This is a genomic window from Acidiphilium sp. (assembly GCF_049977125.1).
Taxonomy (GTDB): Bacteria; Pseudomonadota; Alphaproteobacteria; order Acetobacterales; family Acetobacteraceae; genus Acidiphilium.
Genome location: NZ_JBMFGY010000072.1, coordinates 1 through 16,434, shown reverse-complemented (window position 1 = coordinate 16,434; position 16,434 = coordinate 1). Strand labels below are relative to the sequence as shown.

The window sequence follows — 16,434 nt, the reverse complement described above, 5'->3', positions numbered from 1 at the left end:
CAGTATGTTGCGCGGTTTCGTTGCATATTATGATCGTTTTAGTGCTAAAGATGGGGTAGGATGTCCCGCCGCAGACCGGGCAGGAAAACCCATCGGGCCAACGCAGCTTGATCACCACAGCCCGGCATTGCTCCTCGGTGCCGTACAACCGATCAAATTCGGCCTCGCTCAGCCCCTTCTGCAACTGCACCGCATTGCGCGCCATCGAAAACCTCCGCTCATGCCTGAATGCTCCTATTTTGCACATCACGGAATACGGCTGAACAAGGTGGGTAAACAGGAAAGTTTATCAAGCGGCGCAATGCCTTGCAGTGCGCCTAGTGAGCATGCGGATTGAGGCGATGAGAGCCCAGGCTGTTGAAGATTCGGTGGTAGTTTCCCAGTCTTTGGTGAGACGTCGGCATCGACCGAGCCATGCGAATGTTCGCTCGACGACCCATCGGCGGGGAAGAACCTTGAAGCCTTTGGTGGTGTCGGATCGCTTGATGATCTGGACGGTCCACTGCCCCATAGGGGCAAGTGCGCTGCGGAGTTTCTCGCCGGCATAACCGCCATCGGCGAAAATGTGGCGCAGCCAGGGAAAGCGGTATCGGATCGCGGCCAGGACATCGACGGCGCCATCGCGATCCTGAATATCTGCGGCATGGATGAGGATGAAGATCAGAAATCCACACGTGTGCGTGACGATGTGGCGCTTTCTGCCTTTCACCTTCTTACCTGCGTCATAGCCTGAAATCCCGCCGCTTTCCGTGGTTTTGACCGACTGGCTGTCGAGGACGCCGGCGCTCGGGGAAGCCGCACGGCCTTCAATCTCGCGCAGGTTCATCACTAACACCGTGTTGATCGCGCTGAATAGTCCGGTGTTGCGCCATGCGTAGAAGTAGCGCCGCACTGTCGATACCGGCGGGAAGCATTTGGGAAGCAGGCGCCAAGCGCATCCGCTCGCCGCGAGATACAGGATTGCGTTGAATTGCGTTGACGACTTCCCGCATATCGGTTGTACGCCGTCGTCCGCCACGCTTGGCAGACGGGATGAATGGTGCCGCCACTTCCCATTCCTTGTCCGTCATATCCGATGGATATCGCAAGCCCGTTCGGTTATGCCCGCGCCGGGCGATATCAGACCATGCCATGCCTCACTCCATCTCTTCGCAAAGACGGCGTGAATCACAACATACTGGTATCGCTCAATAACTTTCGGATCGGGCTCTAAGCTCGACTTTCCGCATTTTTAGGCAGGTTTTCGGACTATGTGACCGTCCAGAATATGTCCTGGTCGGCAATGAATTCGAGCGCGCGGTCGATTGAGAAGGTCGCGCGTCCGAGCGGCCCGCCGCAGGTCCATGCTTTTTTCCAGAGCGACCAATAAAGGACCTCGACCCGATCGTCCTGGGTGGTTGGCCGCAACCTGGCGACTGGGCGACCGGACTGCGCATGATAAAGTGTATAGCCGCGATTGCGCCGCTCGGCGACAAGCTTCCCACGTGGACATTGAAATGTCTCGACGCGTTGAATGATCGGATCGGTCATGACGGGAACGATACTCCCGGTCGATCGTACGGCACATCCCATCCCATCACATGGACTCTTGCGGCGCGGGCCGGAGTCGATTCCAAAACGGTGATGAAAGCGAATCGTCCTGTGGCCGCCGCGGCGACCGATCTCCCCCTGGCTCCGCCGATCCTGGCCGTTTGGCTTTCGGTGTTCCGGCCGTGTTTTACAGCCCCTGTATGGAACCATGTTCTCGTTCTGGTAGCAGGTGCGGTGCTGGCTCCCGGCAAACGCACGGTGACGCAGGCGCTGCGCGTGATGGGGCTCGGGGATGAACCGGGCTTCGGCCGTTATCACGAAGTGCTCAACCGGGCGCGCTGGGATGCGCGCGGCCTGGCGCGGCGACTGCTGCTTCATGTTCTGGACAGCCTGCTGCCCACTGGCCCGGTGGTGATTGGCATCGACGACACCATCGAACGCCGATGGGGGGCCAGGATCAAGGCTCGCGGCATCTATCGTGACCCGGTGCGCTCGTCGAAGGGACATTTCGTCAAGACGAGCGGCCTGCGCTGGCTGTCGCTGATGGTCATCGTGCCGATCCCCTGGGCCGCCCGCCGCTGGGCGCTGCCGTTCCTGACCATTCTCGCGCCGTCCGCGCGATGGAGCGAAGCTCACGGCAAACGGCACAAGACGCTGACGACCTGGGCGCGGCAGGCGATCCTGCAAACCAAACGCTGGCTCCCCAACCGCGAACTGGTCATTGTCGGCGACAACGGCTTCGCCGCCCTCGATCTGCTTGCTGCCGTGCGTCGCCATGTGTGCGTGATCACGCGCCTGCGGCTCGACGCAAATCTGTTCAAACCTGCTCCGGCGCGCAAGCGCAACCAGCGTGGTCGCCCCCCACTGAAAGGCAAGGTTTTGCCAAAACTCAGCGCTGTCCTGAACAATCGCAAGACGATCTGGACCACGGTTACTTTGTCCCAGTGGTATGGCGATCAACAACGCACGCTGCAAACCGCCACCGGCACCGCCGTTTGGTACCACAGCGGCATTCCACCAGTGCCCATTCGTTGGGTGTTGGTGCGCGATCCGCTCGGCGAACATGAGCCACAGGCATTTCTCAGCACCGATCTCACTGCCGCGCCTGCGACAATCCTTCAATGGTTCGTCTTCCGTTGGCGCGTCGAGACAACCTTCCAGGAGGTCCGCGCTCATCTCGGCATCGAAACCCAACGTCAGTGGTCGGACCTCGCCATCCTGCGAACCACCCCGGTCCAGCTCGGACTGTTCTCGATGATTATCGTTTGGGCCAGCGCATTGGCGACGTCCGACCGCCAACTCCTCCGACCCCATGCCGCCGCATGGTACGACAAAAAAGAACCAACCTTCACCGACGCAATCGCCGCCGTCCTCCGCGTCCTCTGGTCGCCATCGGATTTCTAGATGTCCCGGCCAATGAACGATGCCGTCATAATACCGGCACGTTTGCTAAAACGACTCGTGCAGACTCTATGGCTCGCCGCTTGAGATGCAGAAAGTCGAGCTCAGTCAAATCGCACCTCATCCGATCAGCTTGACAATGCCCCTTCCCGTGGATCGTGGCGAGAACGGAGACGGTGTTCTTGTAGGGACGATCCTCGGCCGGCGTCATCAGAAATAACCCTCGCGCTTTTTCTGTTCGAGCGAGCCGCCATCCTCTCCATCGCTGATGCGCCCCTGCCGCTCTGAGGATGAGGCCCGCAGGGTTTCATCGATGACGGCGGCGAGATCGGTCGCTTCTGACTCGACCGCGCCGGTGACCGGCCAACAGCCGATTGTTCGGAAGCGGACGGTCCGGGTCTGGATTTTGTCGCCAGGCTGAAACCGCATACGGCTCTCATCATCGACCACGATGAAGGCCCCTGCCCGTTGCACGACCGGCCGGGGCGCCGCGAAATAGAGCGGGGCCAGCTTGATCTTGTGGAGCAACGCGTAAGCCCAGATATCCGTCTCAGTCCAGTTGGAGAGCGGAAAGACGCGTGCGGTTTGGTCCTTACCCAGGCGAGTGTTGTAGAGCTGCCAGAGTTCCGGCCGCTGCTGGCGGGGATTCCATGAGTGGCCGGCGCCGCGCACCGACACGATGCGCTCCTTGGCGCGCGACTTTTCTTCGTCGCGCCGGGCACCGCCGAAGATGATGTCATAGCCGCCGGTGTCGAGCGCAGTCTTGAGGGGCTCCGTCCGCATGACCAGGGTGTAGCGGTCCCCATGGTCAAAGGGATTGAAGCTCGCCGCTCGCCCTTCCTCATTGGCATATGTGATGAGCTTGAAGCCGTGCTTAGCCGCGAAGTCATCGCGAAACTCGATCAGCGACCTGAACTCCCAGGTTGAATCGACGTGAAGCAGTGGGAATGGCGGCTTGGCCGGATAGAATGCCCGCAGTGCCAGGTGTGCCATCACGGTCGAGTCTTTCCCCGCAGAGAATAGCATGACCGGGTTGCGGGCTTCCGCGACCGCCTCGCGCAGGATGTGGATAGATTCCGATTCCAGCCAGGACAGGTGAGAGCCGGCAAGTTTCACAGCTGAGGCTTCCATTTGAGTGCTCGAATTTGTCGTTGAGACACGGCTCAGACCGCCATCTTCAGGGGGACCACCGGATCGGCCCCCATACTCATTGCGGTCCACTGGAGATCGCCGGCGAAGCCCCAGGCGTGACGGACCAACACCTCGCCCGCGCGCAGGACTGCGACGGCGCCACCGGGGCCGGGAAACGCGATGGGCAGGGATTTCACACAGGCGTCGAGCCGGTCGGTGATTGTGTTGGGCATGGGCGGAGTGTCGCGCAGGCTGGCCAGCCGCGCAATTCCCGTTAGGATCGCGCGGAACCAGCAGCCAGAGGGAGCGCGTGCATGACCGAAACACCACCAGGCATCACCAAGGCGGATGAGGGGCTGGATGGCGTGGTCTGGAATATTCTCGGCCAAACCTACACCCTCAAGCAGGACAGCGCGCATTCGATGGCGTGGCACGCGGTCTTTCCGCCCGGCACGTTCGTACCGCCGCATATCCACCCGACGCAGGACGAGTTCATCTACATGATCGATGGGCGATTCGATCTATGGCTCGACGGTCAAGACAAGGTCGCGACGGCGGGCGATCTGGTCCGCATGCCGATGAACCGGCCACATGGCATTTTCAACCGCTCGGACAGCGTGGTGCGCTGCCTGTTCTGGGTCACGCCGCGGCGATCGCTGCGCACTCTGTTTGAGCAGATCCACAATCTGACCGATCCGGCCGCGGTGGTGCGAATCGCCGCGGCGCATGAGGTGCAGTTTCTGCCACCGCCGGCGTGATGGCACCGGTCATCATCGCTGGCGGTGGCATCGGCGGGCTGGTGCTGGCGCTCATGCTGCACCGGCGGGGTATTGCGTGCCAGGTGCGGGAGGCTGCGCCTGCGGTCCGGCCGCTGGGGGTAGGCATCAACATCCTGCCACATGCGGTTGCCGAGCTTGCGGAACTGGACCTGCTGGACGCGCTCGACACCATTTCCATCCGCACCCGCACGCTCACCTACATGACGCAGCGCGGCCAGACGATCTGGCATGAACCCCGCGGTTGCTACGCCGGCCATGCGGTGCCGCAGATCTCGGCGCATCGCGGGCGGTTACAGTCCTTGCTCTGGCAGACTGCACAGGCCCGCCTCGGCCTCGGGGCGGTGCGTGCGGATGCCAGGGTGATCGGCGCGACGCAGGATGCCGCAAGCGTGACGGTCACGGTGCGGACGGCGGACGGCGAGACCAGCGAAATGACCGGCCATGCGCTGATCGGCGCCGATGGCATCCACTCGATGCTGCGCGCCGCCCTGTTGGGCGATGACTCGCCGATGCGCTGGAACGGCATTCAGATGTGGCGCGGCGCGGTGGACTGGCCGGCCTTCGGCAGCCGCGATGAAATGATCATTGCGGGCGATGCCACCGCCAAGCTGGTGTTCTATCCGATCGCACCGGGTAGTACGTCGGACCGGCGGCTGACCAACTGGGTGGTCTATGCGCGGATCGCCGACGCCAGCACGATGCCGCCCGGCCGCGAAAGCTGGTCGGCGCGCGGTGCCTTCGCGGAATTCGCGCGGTTGATCGAGGGGTTCGCCCTGCCGATGGTCGATATTCCGGCCTTGGCCAGCGCGACGGCGGAGATTTTTCGCTACCCGATGTGCGACCGCGACCCGCTACCGGTCTGGACGCAGGGGCGCATCACCCTGCTCGGCGATGCCGCGCATTCGATGTACCCGGTCGGCTCGAACGGCGCCTCGCAGGCGATTCTCGACGCGCGATGCCTAGCCGATTGCCTCACCGAAGGGGATGTTCCGGCAGCGCTCGCACAGTACGAGGCCGAGCGCCAGCCGGTGACCACGGCAATCGTGCACTCGAACCGCGTGGGCGGCCCGGAGCGGGTGATCGACCTGATCGCCGCCCGCGCGCCCGCCGGGTTCGACCGGCTGGAAACCGTCGCCACAGCCGATGAACTCGCGGCCATCGTGCGCGGCTACGCGAGCCTTGCCGGGTTTGCGGCGCCGTCCGGTGCGATCGCCATCCAGGCACGGTCGTGAGCACCGTGGATGATCCGGTGTTCCAGTACCTGACTGGTCAGCTGCACGAGAGCCAAGCAGAATTGCTCGCCGGCTTCGAGCGGGAGAGTGCGGCAGCGGTGAGCACGGGGCAGCCGACGCTCGATATTCCCTACGGCCCGCACCCGCGTGCGAGGTTCGATCATTTCGCTGCTGAGGCCAGCGGTACCACCCTCGTCTACCTGCACGCTGGCTATTGGCAGGCCCGCGATAAGGCGCAGTTCCGGTTTCTGGCACCCGCCTGGATCGCGGCGGGGGTCAGCGTGGTGCTGGCGAATTACCCGCTCTGCCCGGATGTGACGCTCGCCGCGCTGACCGAGGCGGTGCGCGGCCTGATCCCAGCACTCGGCGACACCGCCGACCGCATCGTCGTGATGGGTCACTCGGCTGGCGCGCATCTGGCAGTGGAACTCGCGCTAACCGACTGGCCCGCCCGCGGCATCGCCCGCTCGCCGATCACCGGCATCGTCGGGCTCAGCGGCATCTATGATCTGGCGCCGCTGCGCGCGACGCCGCTGAACGACAAGCTTCAGCTCGATGCTGTCGAGGCTCATGACGCTTCACCGCTGTATCGGCTGCAACCCGGTCTGCCGCAGGCGCTGTTCGCGACCGGCGGGCGCGAGACCGCCGCATTTCACGATCAGACCGCCGCGTTGGTGCGCGCGTGGTCTGGCGCGGGCAATCATGCCACAGTCATGACCGTGCCGGGCGCCGATCACTTCAGCCTGCTCCGCCAAGTCTGCGACCCCACCGCCGCATTGTTCGATGAAATCCGGGCTCTGATCGATGCTCGCGCGTGAGGTTCGGTTGGGCGGCCGTATAGTCAAGCTCGTGTGGCCGCATGGTCGGGCAGATGCGCCGGGTGATGTCGATCAGGTGCCGATGATGGGTGTTGGAATCCTTTAACCTTATCGGTTGATCAATCTTGTCCTGGGCGACTATAAGTGGACAAGGGTGATTTTTGTCCTGCGATCGTCACGGACGTCTTGAAGTGCAGCGTCGCTAAATTAGATAAAATTTCGGTGAGGCGCCAGTCAGTCCGGGATCGCAAGGCGACCGGCCTCCGACGTAAAGTGGAGTGCGGTTGAAACCGGTGTTGGGACTGCCGGGATAGCCCAACGACACCACGGTGATTATCAGGTAAGCACCGAGCTTACTTTCTGGGCCTGCTTACCTGCAGAAATGGAGGTAACATTATGGCATTTCCCGACCTTATTCCCTGGGCGCGCAATCGCTCTGTCGCAACCAGTCGTCCCTCAGACGAAGGTGATACGCTTCTCGCGCTTCATCGGGAGATGAACCGCATGTTTAATGATTTCGCGCGAGGTTTGGATATGGGTTTGCCAGCACGCTTCGGTGCTGCAGGCGAATGGCCGCATATCGAGATCGTAGAGGACGAAAAAGAACTAAAGATACTCGCCGAGCTACCCGGCATGGACCAGAAGGACGTTGATGTCTCGCTGGTTGACGGTGTGCTGACGCTTCGGGGCGAGAAGAAATCGGAACATACCAGCGCACAGTACAGTGAGCGTTGGCATGGACAGTTCCAACGGTCACTGCAGCTCGGTCCGGACGTAGACCCCGAGAAGGTCAGTGCCGTTTTCAAGAACGGCGTTCTGACCGTTACGGCGGCCAAGAGACCCGAAGCTGAGAGCCAGGTAAAGCGGATCCCGATCAGCAACAGCTGAAATCTGGAAGGAGGGTGGACGGTGCTGAATGGCCGCATGGCATTCGGTGGTCCCTGACGCTGGCGGTCCCTTTCCTGGGGACCGCCGACGGGGTGCCTGAGCGTGAGTAGGGAGTGCCCGGATTCGGCGTTTCCGGAGGAAAGTACGAGTAGTTATTCGATGAAAGTATAAATCACTTCTGAACGGGGAATTGTATTTCCGCCAAAGATTGCTGGCGGCTGCTCGCATCTGGACTCACGACGCAGCGTTTCATGGAGCCGCAGGTATTGCTGGTCGATCGGCCCCGTCCGCATACGCGGGTAAGTTGCGGATCTGCCTGCTGTGCTAAGGGTGCCGGATGCACTCAATGGTGAGGGTTCCGTTGTTCTGATGCAGGGTTAAGTATGTCGTAACCTCTCGGCAAACCATGAAAACGATCGTCGACGAATCTAAAAAATTCTATCAAGGCGACCGCATTCGATCACTTATCAAGATTGTTGCGGCGTCATTTCGTGATTTAACTTTCTATGAAAGTTTTGAGCACGCAATTATTTTAGTGCTCACCGGTCTTATAATCCTAATCATCGCGTCTGCGACGTGGCATCTTGCCATTGCGGTTGTTGCAATGACATTCTCCGGTTTGGTGAAACCCAACAACCAAGAGGTTTTCCAAACGGTATTCGGGATGGTATTCACGGTCCTTATTGCGCTTGAATTCAAACGATCCTTGCTCGTTGTCCTGGCGCGTCAAGAAAGCGTCGTTCGGGTACGGTCTATCATTTTAATCGCGATGCTCGCGATGGCTCGTAAATTTATAATTCTGGACATCGGCACGGCGGAAGAGGGCGAGCTATTCGGGCTCTCCGCGGCGATTCTATCGCTTGGCGTCGTCTATTGGATGGTACGGGACCAGGATCGGCGGCTCGCCCAAGACCCCAGATCATCGACTGAAACCGTCCAAAGTCCTCAATCATCATAGGATAATCAGAAGTGGAAATCGAGGCTGGTCTCGGGCCGCCGGCGGCCCGGGTACAGGCCGAGAACGCTGTATTCCATGAATGCCGCTATGATGACGCGGCCTTCTTCCGGTGAGTGGTGCTCCGACCGCTGGGGGATTATGGGACGATCCCCCAGCCATAGATCGTTTTATTCTTGATGTAGGGATAGCAAACCGTGCCGCCTTTCCCGACTTTCCAACCAGGTTCGGTGCAGTTTGCGAGTATCGGGATCGATCCCGCCAGATAGAGCCGGTAGGCCAGTTTGCCGTCAGGGGTATTGGCCCAGGAGGCCCGGATTGTCTGCTGGTCATGATGCAACGCGGCCGCGGTGAGGCCTGTCGCGTATCCGTCCTGCCAGATTGCCCGATGGGAACCATAGAAGATGACGGCGATCATGATGAGCACCGCGACAACGATGGCGCCGCTAATCTTGAGGGCACTGAGACGCGCCTCAGTAGCATCGATCCGGACACGTTCCGCCATGGCCTTGCTGATCGCGGTGAGGGCTCTGGATCGCCATTCCTCGACCGTGGCATCGCGTGCTGCGGTGGCGCCCTCACGTAGATCGGTTGCCGATGCCTCGAGTGTCCTCGAGGCGGAGGCGATAGCGGCGGCAATGGCGTTTTCGATATGGGCGACGATCTGCCTTGTGTCGCCGTTGAAAGCCGCAGTGGCTTGCCGGACTGCCGCTTCGATCTGCGTGACGATCGAACTGCCTGTCTTGCTGCCGGTTGCCTCGATCGTGCGGGAGAGATTGTCCTCGATCCCCGCGATCGACCAACGCGCCTGTTTCTCCGCTGCTTCGAATACATTCGATAATGCCGGCTTGGCCTGATCGATCGCCACGGCGATTGTGCTGACGGCCGTCTCGGTTGCCTCGCGCAAGGCCTCGCCGGTTCGGGTGACGTTGCCGGCCGCGACGCCGAGGGAAGCGGCGAGGGTGGACGCCGCCTGCAGATTGGTAGTGGCACTGGTGGCGTGTGCCGCCAGCACCACGAGCAGGATCCAGCCGCTATCGGTTTCCGTGAGCTTGAGGAGCCTGCCGATCCGTCGGATGCGGGTGATCGTGATGGCATCCGGTTCGGTGCCGGCGATTTCGCGATAGACGGACGCGACATCAGGCAGGGTGCTGTCGGGTGGCGCAGAGGTCATGGCATTGCACATGCGCCGCTGGGGACACGGGACCGTCGTGGTTGACCCAGGATCGGCAGGAAGAATTCAGCACAGCGATTGCGCCATTGTTCGAGGGCAATCCGTTCGAACAAGGGCGTTGTGGTGAGGAGATCGGCGGGTGATCGATGATCGAACAGCATCGCGCGCACGGCCCAGGCGGGCGGGAGAGGGAACGTAAGATACCCGGGATCATTTCGATCGATGTCTGACGAGCGATAACCCGCAGGATCGCGGTGGCTGGCATCGATCCGGTCAGAGCGAGAACGCCCGATCAGCCAAAGCCGATCCGGTTCGGTGCGCGTCAATTCGCGCAGCTCGAGCGGCAAGATTTGCGCATCCGGGATCACCAGGAGTGTGCTGAACGCGACCGGGATTCGGTTCGCGTGCCGGGTTCGACCCGCGCCCGATTGGTGGATCGTTGTCAGATCAGCAGACCCGCCGGTGATGATGATCATCCTCTCCGGGGTTGCGCTGATGACATCGGCGAGGGCGCTCCCTGTTGCGGCCTGGCCGGGATCGATCCTGTGGATCGCGGCGGCCTCGTCGCCCACACAGAGAAGATCGTCCTGATTGGCAGGATTGGTATGGATCAGCACGAAAGCCTCGCCGCGTCGCCGCCTGGCGTGATCAGCCAGCGCGATCGTCACCAGGGTTTGACCCGTTCCGTGAGTGTTGTCGTGTCTTGTCCCTGATTGGTACCGCAGGATGGTGATGATCCGGCGTTTCATAGACCGTCGAGTGGCAGTGTCGCGGTATCGGATATCGGGCGGGGGGAGGGTTTGCCGAGCACGGTGATCTCTGGCTGCGGGGCCTGTGTTGCCGGCTTCGGCCTGGATTGACGGATCGGCGTCTTCACATTGCGTTGGCGTGGCTTGATCGCCTCGCGCAAGGTGGCGGTACTGACCTTGACCTGGGTATGACGCGACAGCCATTCGGCGATTGCCGCGATGGTATATCCCTTGTCCTGCATTTCCTTGATGGCGGGTGCCAGGCTGACCAGCGCATCGCGCTTGCTGGTGATGGCGGCATCGCGCGCATGGGGCAGGGATTTCATCTGATCGGCGATCGCCCTGATCTCGTCGGGAGTAATTTTGAAGCCGGTATCCTTACCAGACGCCATATTGGCCTCCTGCGTCGCGGGGATGAGAAACAATCCGGCGGTTCGATCAATCATCGGCGGATCAGGGCCGCAGGATCAGCTTATTCTATCGGGGTCAGAGTTCGAATTCAGCAAAATACGCTGTGAAGAGCGATCAGAGGTGGCGGCTTCGGCATGATTGCAGCGCATTGCTCTCGCCTGCTTCGGCTGACGGCCGGGGTGGTGGCGGGACAGACCGCGGATCATCAAGATCGAGCGATCAACGGCACGCCGGTTTATTCGCTGGTCGATAAAGTGCTGATTTGACGGGGGTGATCGAGTTAAGGTGTGGGGGCGTCAAAGTCAGAAAAATGTTTTACAGACCAAGGCACCCTTGTGCTAGACTGTGCAACAGTCGTCGGAACCGGGGCCACGCTGTGTCATGCCTGATGTGCCGGATGCCGGGTCGCGAGACCTGATCACCAGAGGGTTATTCGACCGCGCCATGCGGGGAGCCGGTATGGCGGTGATCCCTGCCCCTGTGCATCTCGACGCGCCAAGCCAGAACCTCGTGACGATCGGGGCATGCGGGAGCGAGGGGCATGACCGAGCGTGAGATCGTTGCATCGCTGACGGCCCTGCGTGACACGGTTGAGGGTCTGGAGCGCGGGCTGCGCAAGATGCTGGAGGTCGAGGAGACACATTCAGAGATGCTTCGCCGTCTGCTGATTGCCGCTGCCGCCCCGGAAAAGGATGAACAGGAGCTGGGTGAACTGATCAAGCAGCTGATTGTGACGCTGAACACGCAGAGTAATGCGATCATGCAGCTCAGGGGGGACATCATCGCTCTTCCCGATGCGATCGGGACCGAAGTGGCGACGGCGGTGCGACGTGTTCTGTCGGAGGGTTGATCGTGGCGGGCGTGGTGTGCCTCACGCGAGGATGGCGGTGGTTCAACGTGGCGATACCCGCTGCGTCGCGCGTGTCATTGCGGGTGATCGGATGAGCCGGTGCTGACCTATCGCACGGGTGCGGCGGGGTCACCCGGTGCGGCGCGGGCGATGGCGGCGCATCTGCTCGAGCAGACTCTGTCGTCGGCGCAGATGGCGTTGGTTCAGTATTATGAGCATGGCGCCATGCCTGCGGCACTGCGTTCCGATCCGATCGAGGCGCGGCTCGGTGCGATGAAGGCGGGCGTAGCGGTGCCGCGTGGGCATGGTGATGTTGCGGTGCTGGACGCGGCGATCCGCGCGGATCCGGGCCTGGGGTCCGGTGGCATTGCTTTTGCCCGGCGGATCGCTGCGATGCCGGAGACGGCGCTGGCGGATCTGGCGCAGACGATGGCGCGGGTGCGGTCTGACATGCATCCGGGTCTGGTGCGTCTGTTGGCACTCGATCCGACGCGTCATCCGGCGGCTGATGAGATTGCGGCGATCCTGGGCGGCCGGCGCGCGGATGGATGGCCGATCGATGGCAAGCAGGTGCAGCGTCCGGTGGTGGCGCTGGCCGATCTCCTGGGGCTTGATCCGTCCGCGGCGCCGCAGCCTGAACAGATTGCGCATATCCTGGATGGCAAGCGAGCGGACGGGACGGCACTGACTGGAGATGCCGGCGCGGTACGGCAGCGGTTCCTGCGGCTCTACGGGGTAACGGAGAGGGAGCCCAGCGAAGCGGCACTGGCGATGATCCGGTCGGGGCGATTGGCGAATGGGCATGTGGTGGTACCGGGGTCGTTGCAATCCGGTCTGACCGCATCGCGCGCGGCGATCGGGTATATCGATCTGTGCTGGTCGGCGGATAAGACGGTGTCACTGGCCTGGGCGCTGGCACCGACGCCGGTGGAGCAGAACATCATTCTGCAGGCTCATCGTGAGGCGGTGGAGTCGGCGATGCGCGTGGTCGAGCGCGGGATCGGACAGGCGCGGCGTGGCAAGGGGGGGCGTGACGGTGCGGAGAGGGGCGCGATCGGTTGGATTGCGTTCGAGCATTTTGCCAGCCGGCCGACGGTGGAGGTGGTACGACGAGACGGGGCGGGTGGGACAAGTCACACGGAGTTGGTGACGCTGAAGGTGGCGGGTGATCCGCAATTGCATACCCATGTGGCGGTGCCGAATGTGGTGCTGACGCCGAGCGGCCGGGTGGGCTCTCTTGACCTGCAGCAGCTGGAGGGGCGCGTTCATGAATGGGGTGCGCTGTACCAGGCCTATCTGGCGCGTAATCTGCGCCGGGCGGGGATTGGGACGGAGCTGGACCCGGAGCGAGGTTCGGCGCGGATCACGATCATACCGGAGGCGCTGCGGCAGGCGTTCTCGAAACGGACCGAGCGTGGGGTGGAGGCGGCGCGGCGTTATGCGCGCGATGCCGGGCTTGATTGGGATGCGCTTTCGCCCGAGCAGCAGATCGGGCTCGCGAAACGCGGGGTGCAGGGTGATCCGCGCCAGGCCAAGCAGGATGATCTGAGCGACCGGCAGGCCTGGTGGAAACAGGCGCGGGCATTGGGATGGCGCGCGCGGAGCGTCATCACGCAACCGGGGGAGGTCAATGAGGCGCTGACCCCGATGCCGTTCCCGACACCGATCACCGTGTCTGGTGCGGGGATCAAGGAGGGGCTGCACCGCGACGGTAAGGTGGTCAGTGAGGCGGTCTATCCGGCGCTGCGGATCATCATCGCTTATTACGCGGCGCTGCCGCTTCTCGAACGAGATCTGAAGCGTCGTGCGGTGATCGATGAGTCGGTGGCACGCGTGGCAGCGGCGCGAGGTCTGATCGAGAGCGGCATTGCCGATGAGACCGATGTCGATGCGGTGATGACGCTGTTCTTCGAAGCTGGGGTGCGCCAGGACGGGCAGATGGTCCGGCTGATCCGCGGTGAGGCGCATGCCGGGCCGCGTTCCAGGGTGAGGCTGACGACGACCATGCATGTGGCGCGCGAGGCGGAGCTGATCGAACTGGCGCGTCGGGCGGCAGGAAACCGGCGCGACGTTCTGCGGGAAACCGATCTGGCGGTTGGTATTGCCCAGGCGTTCGGGAAGTTTGCGACGACCGAGCAGGGGAAGGCGCAGGCTGAACTGGCGCTGCATCTGGGGACGAGTGGGCGGTTTGCGGTGGGGATCGGGGTTGCCGGTTCGGGGAAATCGACCGTTCTGGCTCCGCTGGTTACGGCCTGGAAGGCGGAGCGTCGGCGGGTTTATGGCGCGGCGCTGGCGTGGCGGCAGTCGGATGATCTGGAGGCGGCCGGGATCGCGAGCGAGGATCGGGCAGCGCTGTCGGTCCTGCTGGACCGGATCAGGAGCGGGCAGATCATGCTCGATCGGGACAGTGTCATTGTGGTCGATGAACTGGGCCTGATCGGAACGCGTCAGATGCTTGAATTGCTGCTTCTGCGGGCGGAGAGCGATTGCACGCTGGTTGCGATCGGTGATCCCCTGCAATGCCAGTCGATCGAGGCGGGTCCGGTGATCGATCTGTTGCGCAAGGCGCTGGGGCCGAAGGCGGTGCCGGAACTGTTGAGTTCGGTTCGCCAGCACACGGAGAGTGAGCGGGAGACGGCGCTGTTGTTCCGGTCGGGCTATGCCGATCTGGCCCTGGGACGGTTGCGCGCTGAGGACCGGGCGATGATGGTGCCGGGTGGCTACCAGCAAGCGGTCGAGGCGGTGGCCGATCTATGGCAGCATCAACGGGCGCGGCACGCGAATGAGGTCGGTTACACGTTGAGCGTGACCGCGCCGCGCAATGCGGATGCCCGGGCGATCGCGGTGGCGATCCGGGAGCGCCGCCGTGCCGCGGGGGAGATCGGTGCCGATGCGGTGGTTGTGCCTGCGTGTGATCAGATGGACGATCAGTATGACCTGCGTTTGGCGATAGGGGATCGGGTGCGTCTCTTTGCGCGAACGACGGCGCGTTTTACCGATGGTGGTCACGGGGTGATCGGCAACAACGGCTCGGTACTGGAGGTGACCGGCGTGGATGCCGGCGGGCTGCGTCTGCGGCGCGGGACCGGACGGGAGGGGATGATTGCCTGGGACCGGCTGCGCGACCCTGTGCATGGGCGGGTCCGGCTGACTTATGGCGATGTGCTGACGATCGACGCGGCGCAGGGTTCGACCGGGACGGAGCATATCCTGGCGATGCCGGGCGGGAGTGGCACGGTGAACGGGTTCAAGGCCTATGTTTCGGCGAGCCGGCATCGGGTGGCGAGTTTTATGGTGACATCGGAAGGGGCGGAGCGGGGAGCGGTGATGGCGCGGCGCCCGCTCGGCGATCCGCGTCCGATCGGCCTGTCGGACCTCTGGGCGCATATGGCGGAGAATCTGTCGCGTCAGGTGATGCCGGAGAGTGCGACATCATTCCTGGAACGGGCGTGCCGGGTGCAGACCGGCGCAGTGCGCGCGTTGCATGCGGGGTTCCAGCCGATCGAGCAGCGCGAGGCGGCGCGGCAGGACCCGACGACGCTGGTGCAGACCTGGCGGCGCAACCGGCTGACGCCGTTCTTCCAGGAGCTGACGAACACCTATCGCGCGGTTGCTGACATGCGCGGGGCGTTGCAGGAGATCGGTCGGGTGATACGGTGCCTGTCGAGCGATGTAATTGAAGCTGCGACGCCGCTGATCGATCAGGCGGTGCGGCGGTTCCGTCGTCGTCCGAGCCAGATCGACAAGGCGGCTAGCCTTGAACGCCTGCGCCAGCGGTGGGTCGACCGTCAGATGAAGCTGTGGCTGGAAAACGACCTCGAGGCGCGACCAGTGCCGTACTGGGGGTCGCCGGAGTTCGACCGGGCGCGGATTGCCCGGGAGAAGCGGGAGGCCGAGGCGAAGGCGCGCTTCACAAGAGAGGTGAAATTGCTGAGCCGCAAGGCGTTGCGGGATTTTGCCAGTGATCTTGATCTGATCGAGCGGGCGGAGGCGCAAATGGACGAAATGAGACAAGAAAACCAGCGTTACCGTCCGGGACCGAGGATGGGGATGTGAGGGGCGAAATTACGACTTGGAAGACATCGCTCGGACGATATGAGCGAAGATCACCCATTGCGGCCATTCCCCATGACGGCTGGCCCCGTTCTCGGCGCGTTGCCAGGACCAACGACAACACCGAACGCTGGTCGGATCACCCCAGAGTGTGGCTCAACCTCAGTCGGGGTGCAGGGTGTTGGATAAAAAAGAAGCGGCACTCTCGTGCCGCCAAGTTTAGGGAGGAAACGTCCAAAGAGCAAAGCGACATCATCGCTAATGCTCAGAGCCAATATGGCTCAATTAGGCCGACGGGGAAAATCACTTTGTGCAATGCAGCATTTCGGTGGCGTTGTGGCATGAAAGCCACATTGGGAATCCGCCTCCGCTGAGGCTCGCGAATAGCTGGATTAGTGGGCCACCTGCTTAACTTGTTTCCAAAAAGCAAGACATTTGGAAGTCGGTCTGATGACATATGGTC

The 16,434-nt window shown here is 62.5% G+C and carries 15 protein-coding genes and 1 pseudogene; 8 read left to right on the top strand and 8 right to left on the bottom strand.

From position 1 onward, the window contains the following. The 3 genes and pseudogenes from ACP5E6_RS11695 to ACP5E6_RS11685 form a co-directional block, all read right to left on the bottom strand. The coding region (locus ACP5E6_RS11695; protein WP_427954416.1) for a transposase at window positions 1–205 on the bottom strand (205 nt) is incomplete at its 3' end. 84 nt (window positions 206–289) lie between these two features. Then, window positions 290–1,133: pseudogene (locus tag ACP5E6_RS11690) on the bottom strand (IS5 family transposase). Between the two features lie 115 nt (window positions 1,134–1,248). Continuing rightward, window positions 1,249–1,530, bottom strand: coding sequence for a hypothetical protein (locus ACP5E6_RS11685; protein ID WP_427954415.1), 282 nt, complete (start codon window positions 1,528–1,530; stop codon window positions 1,249–1,251). Between the two features lie 111 nt (window positions 1,531–1,641). Between ACP5E6_RS11685 and ACP5E6_RS11680 the strand changes: the two genes are divergently transcribed. Continuing rightward, window positions 1,642–2,934, top strand: a complete 1,293-nt coding sequence (locus ACP5E6_RS11680) for an IS701 family transposase (protein ID WP_427954414.1) — start codon at window positions 1,642–1,644, stop codon at window positions 2,932–2,934. Window positions 2,935–3,141: 207 nt separating this feature from the next. Here the strand turns inward: ACP5E6_RS11680 and cysD are convergent, their stop codons facing one another. Continuing rightward, a complete protein-coding gene (gene cysD / locus ACP5E6_RS11675; protein ID WP_427954417.1) occupies window positions 3,142–4,098 on the bottom strand; it encodes a sulfate adenylyltransferase subunit CysD in 957 nt (318 codons plus the stop codon). Next, the gene (locus ACP5E6_RS11670; RefSeq protein ID WP_427954413.1) at window positions 4,095–4,295 is read right to left on the bottom strand and encodes a hypothetical protein; all 201 of its coding nucleotides are present in this window, start codon (window positions 4,293–4,295) and stop codon (window positions 4,095–4,097) included. Before ACP5E6_RS11670 ends, cysD begins: the two co-directional genes overlap by 4 nt. Before the next feature lie 81 nt (window positions 4,296–4,376). Here ACP5E6_RS11670 and ACP5E6_RS11665 point away from each other — a divergent pair, with 81 nt between their 5' ends. The 5 genes from ACP5E6_RS11665 (at window position 4,377) to ACP5E6_RS11645 (ending at window position 8,737) form a co-directional block, all read left to right on the top strand. Beyond that, a complete protein-coding gene (locus ACP5E6_RS11665; RefSeq protein WP_427954412.1) occupies window positions 4,377–4,820 on the top strand; it encodes a cupin domain-containing protein in 444 nt (147 codons plus the stop codon). Then, window positions 4,820–6,073, top strand: coding sequence for an FAD-dependent monooxygenase (locus ACP5E6_RS11660; RefSeq protein WP_427954411.1), 1,254 nt, complete (start codon window positions 4,820–4,822; stop codon window positions 6,071–6,073). The genes ACP5E6_RS11665 and ACP5E6_RS11660 overlap by 1 nt, the downstream gene beginning before the upstream one ends. Next, window positions 6,070–6,891: an alpha/beta hydrolase gene (locus ACP5E6_RS11655; RefSeq protein WP_427954410.1), complete on the top strand. Its 822-nt coding sequence runs from the start codon at window positions 6,070–6,072 to the stop codon at window positions 6,889–6,891. The genes ACP5E6_RS11660 and ACP5E6_RS11655 overlap by 4 nt, the downstream gene beginning before the upstream one ends. Before the next feature lie 396 nt (window positions 6,892–7,287). Next, a complete protein-coding gene (locus ACP5E6_RS11650) occupies window positions 7,288–7,779 on the top strand; it encodes an Hsp20/alpha crystallin family protein (protein ID WP_427954409.1) in 492 nt (163 codons plus the stop codon). A gap of 406 nt (window positions 7,780–8,185) precedes the next feature. Then, window positions 8,186–8,737 carry a phosphate-starvation-inducible PsiE family protein gene (locus ACP5E6_RS11645; protein WP_427954408.1) on the top strand — a complete coding sequence of 184 codons (552 nt, stop codon included), beginning with the start codon at window positions 8,186–8,188 and terminating at the stop codon, window positions 8,735–8,737. Window positions 8,738–8,873: 136 nt separating this feature from the next. On the opposite strand, the gene ACP5E6_RS11640 is transcribed toward ACP5E6_RS11645, so the two are convergent. The 3 genes from ACP5E6_RS11640 to ACP5E6_RS11630 all read right to left on the bottom strand — a co-directional run bounded on the left by ACP5E6_RS11640 (window position 8,874) and on the right by ACP5E6_RS11630 (window position 11,103). Next, window positions 8,874–9,908, bottom strand: coding sequence for a hypothetical protein (locus ACP5E6_RS11640; RefSeq protein WP_427954407.1), 1,035 nt, complete (start codon window positions 9,906–9,908; stop codon window positions 8,874–8,876). Beyond that, a complete protein-coding gene (locus ACP5E6_RS11635) occupies window positions 9,905–10,576 on the bottom strand; it encodes a hypothetical protein (protein WP_427954406.1) in 672 nt (223 codons plus the stop codon). Before ACP5E6_RS11635 ends, ACP5E6_RS11640 begins: the two co-directional genes overlap by 4 nt. 77 nt (window positions 10,577–10,653) lie before the next feature. Then, window positions 10,654–11,103, bottom strand: a complete 450-nt coding sequence (locus tag ACP5E6_RS11630) for a hypothetical protein (protein WP_427954405.1) — start codon at window positions 11,101–11,103, stop codon at window positions 10,654–10,656. Window positions 11,104–11,609: 506 nt separating this feature from the next. Between ACP5E6_RS11630 and ACP5E6_RS11625 the strand changes: the two genes are divergently transcribed. Together ACP5E6_RS11625 and mobF are read left to right on the top strand one after the other, a co-directional pair. Continuing rightward, window positions 11,610–11,918 (top strand): hypothetical protein, encoded by a 309-nt coding sequence (locus ACP5E6_RS11625; RefSeq protein WP_427954404.1) that lies wholly within the window; start codon window positions 11,610–11,612, stop codon window positions 11,916–11,918. 99 nt (window positions 11,919–12,017) lie between these two features. Continuing rightward, on the top strand, window positions 12,018–15,974 hold the full coding sequence (gene mobF / locus ACP5E6_RS11620; protein ID WP_427954403.1) for a MobF family relaxase: 3,957 nt from the start codon (window positions 12,018–12,020) through the stop codon (window positions 15,972–15,974). The last annotated feature ends 460 nt before the right edge of the window (window positions 15,975–16,434 follow it).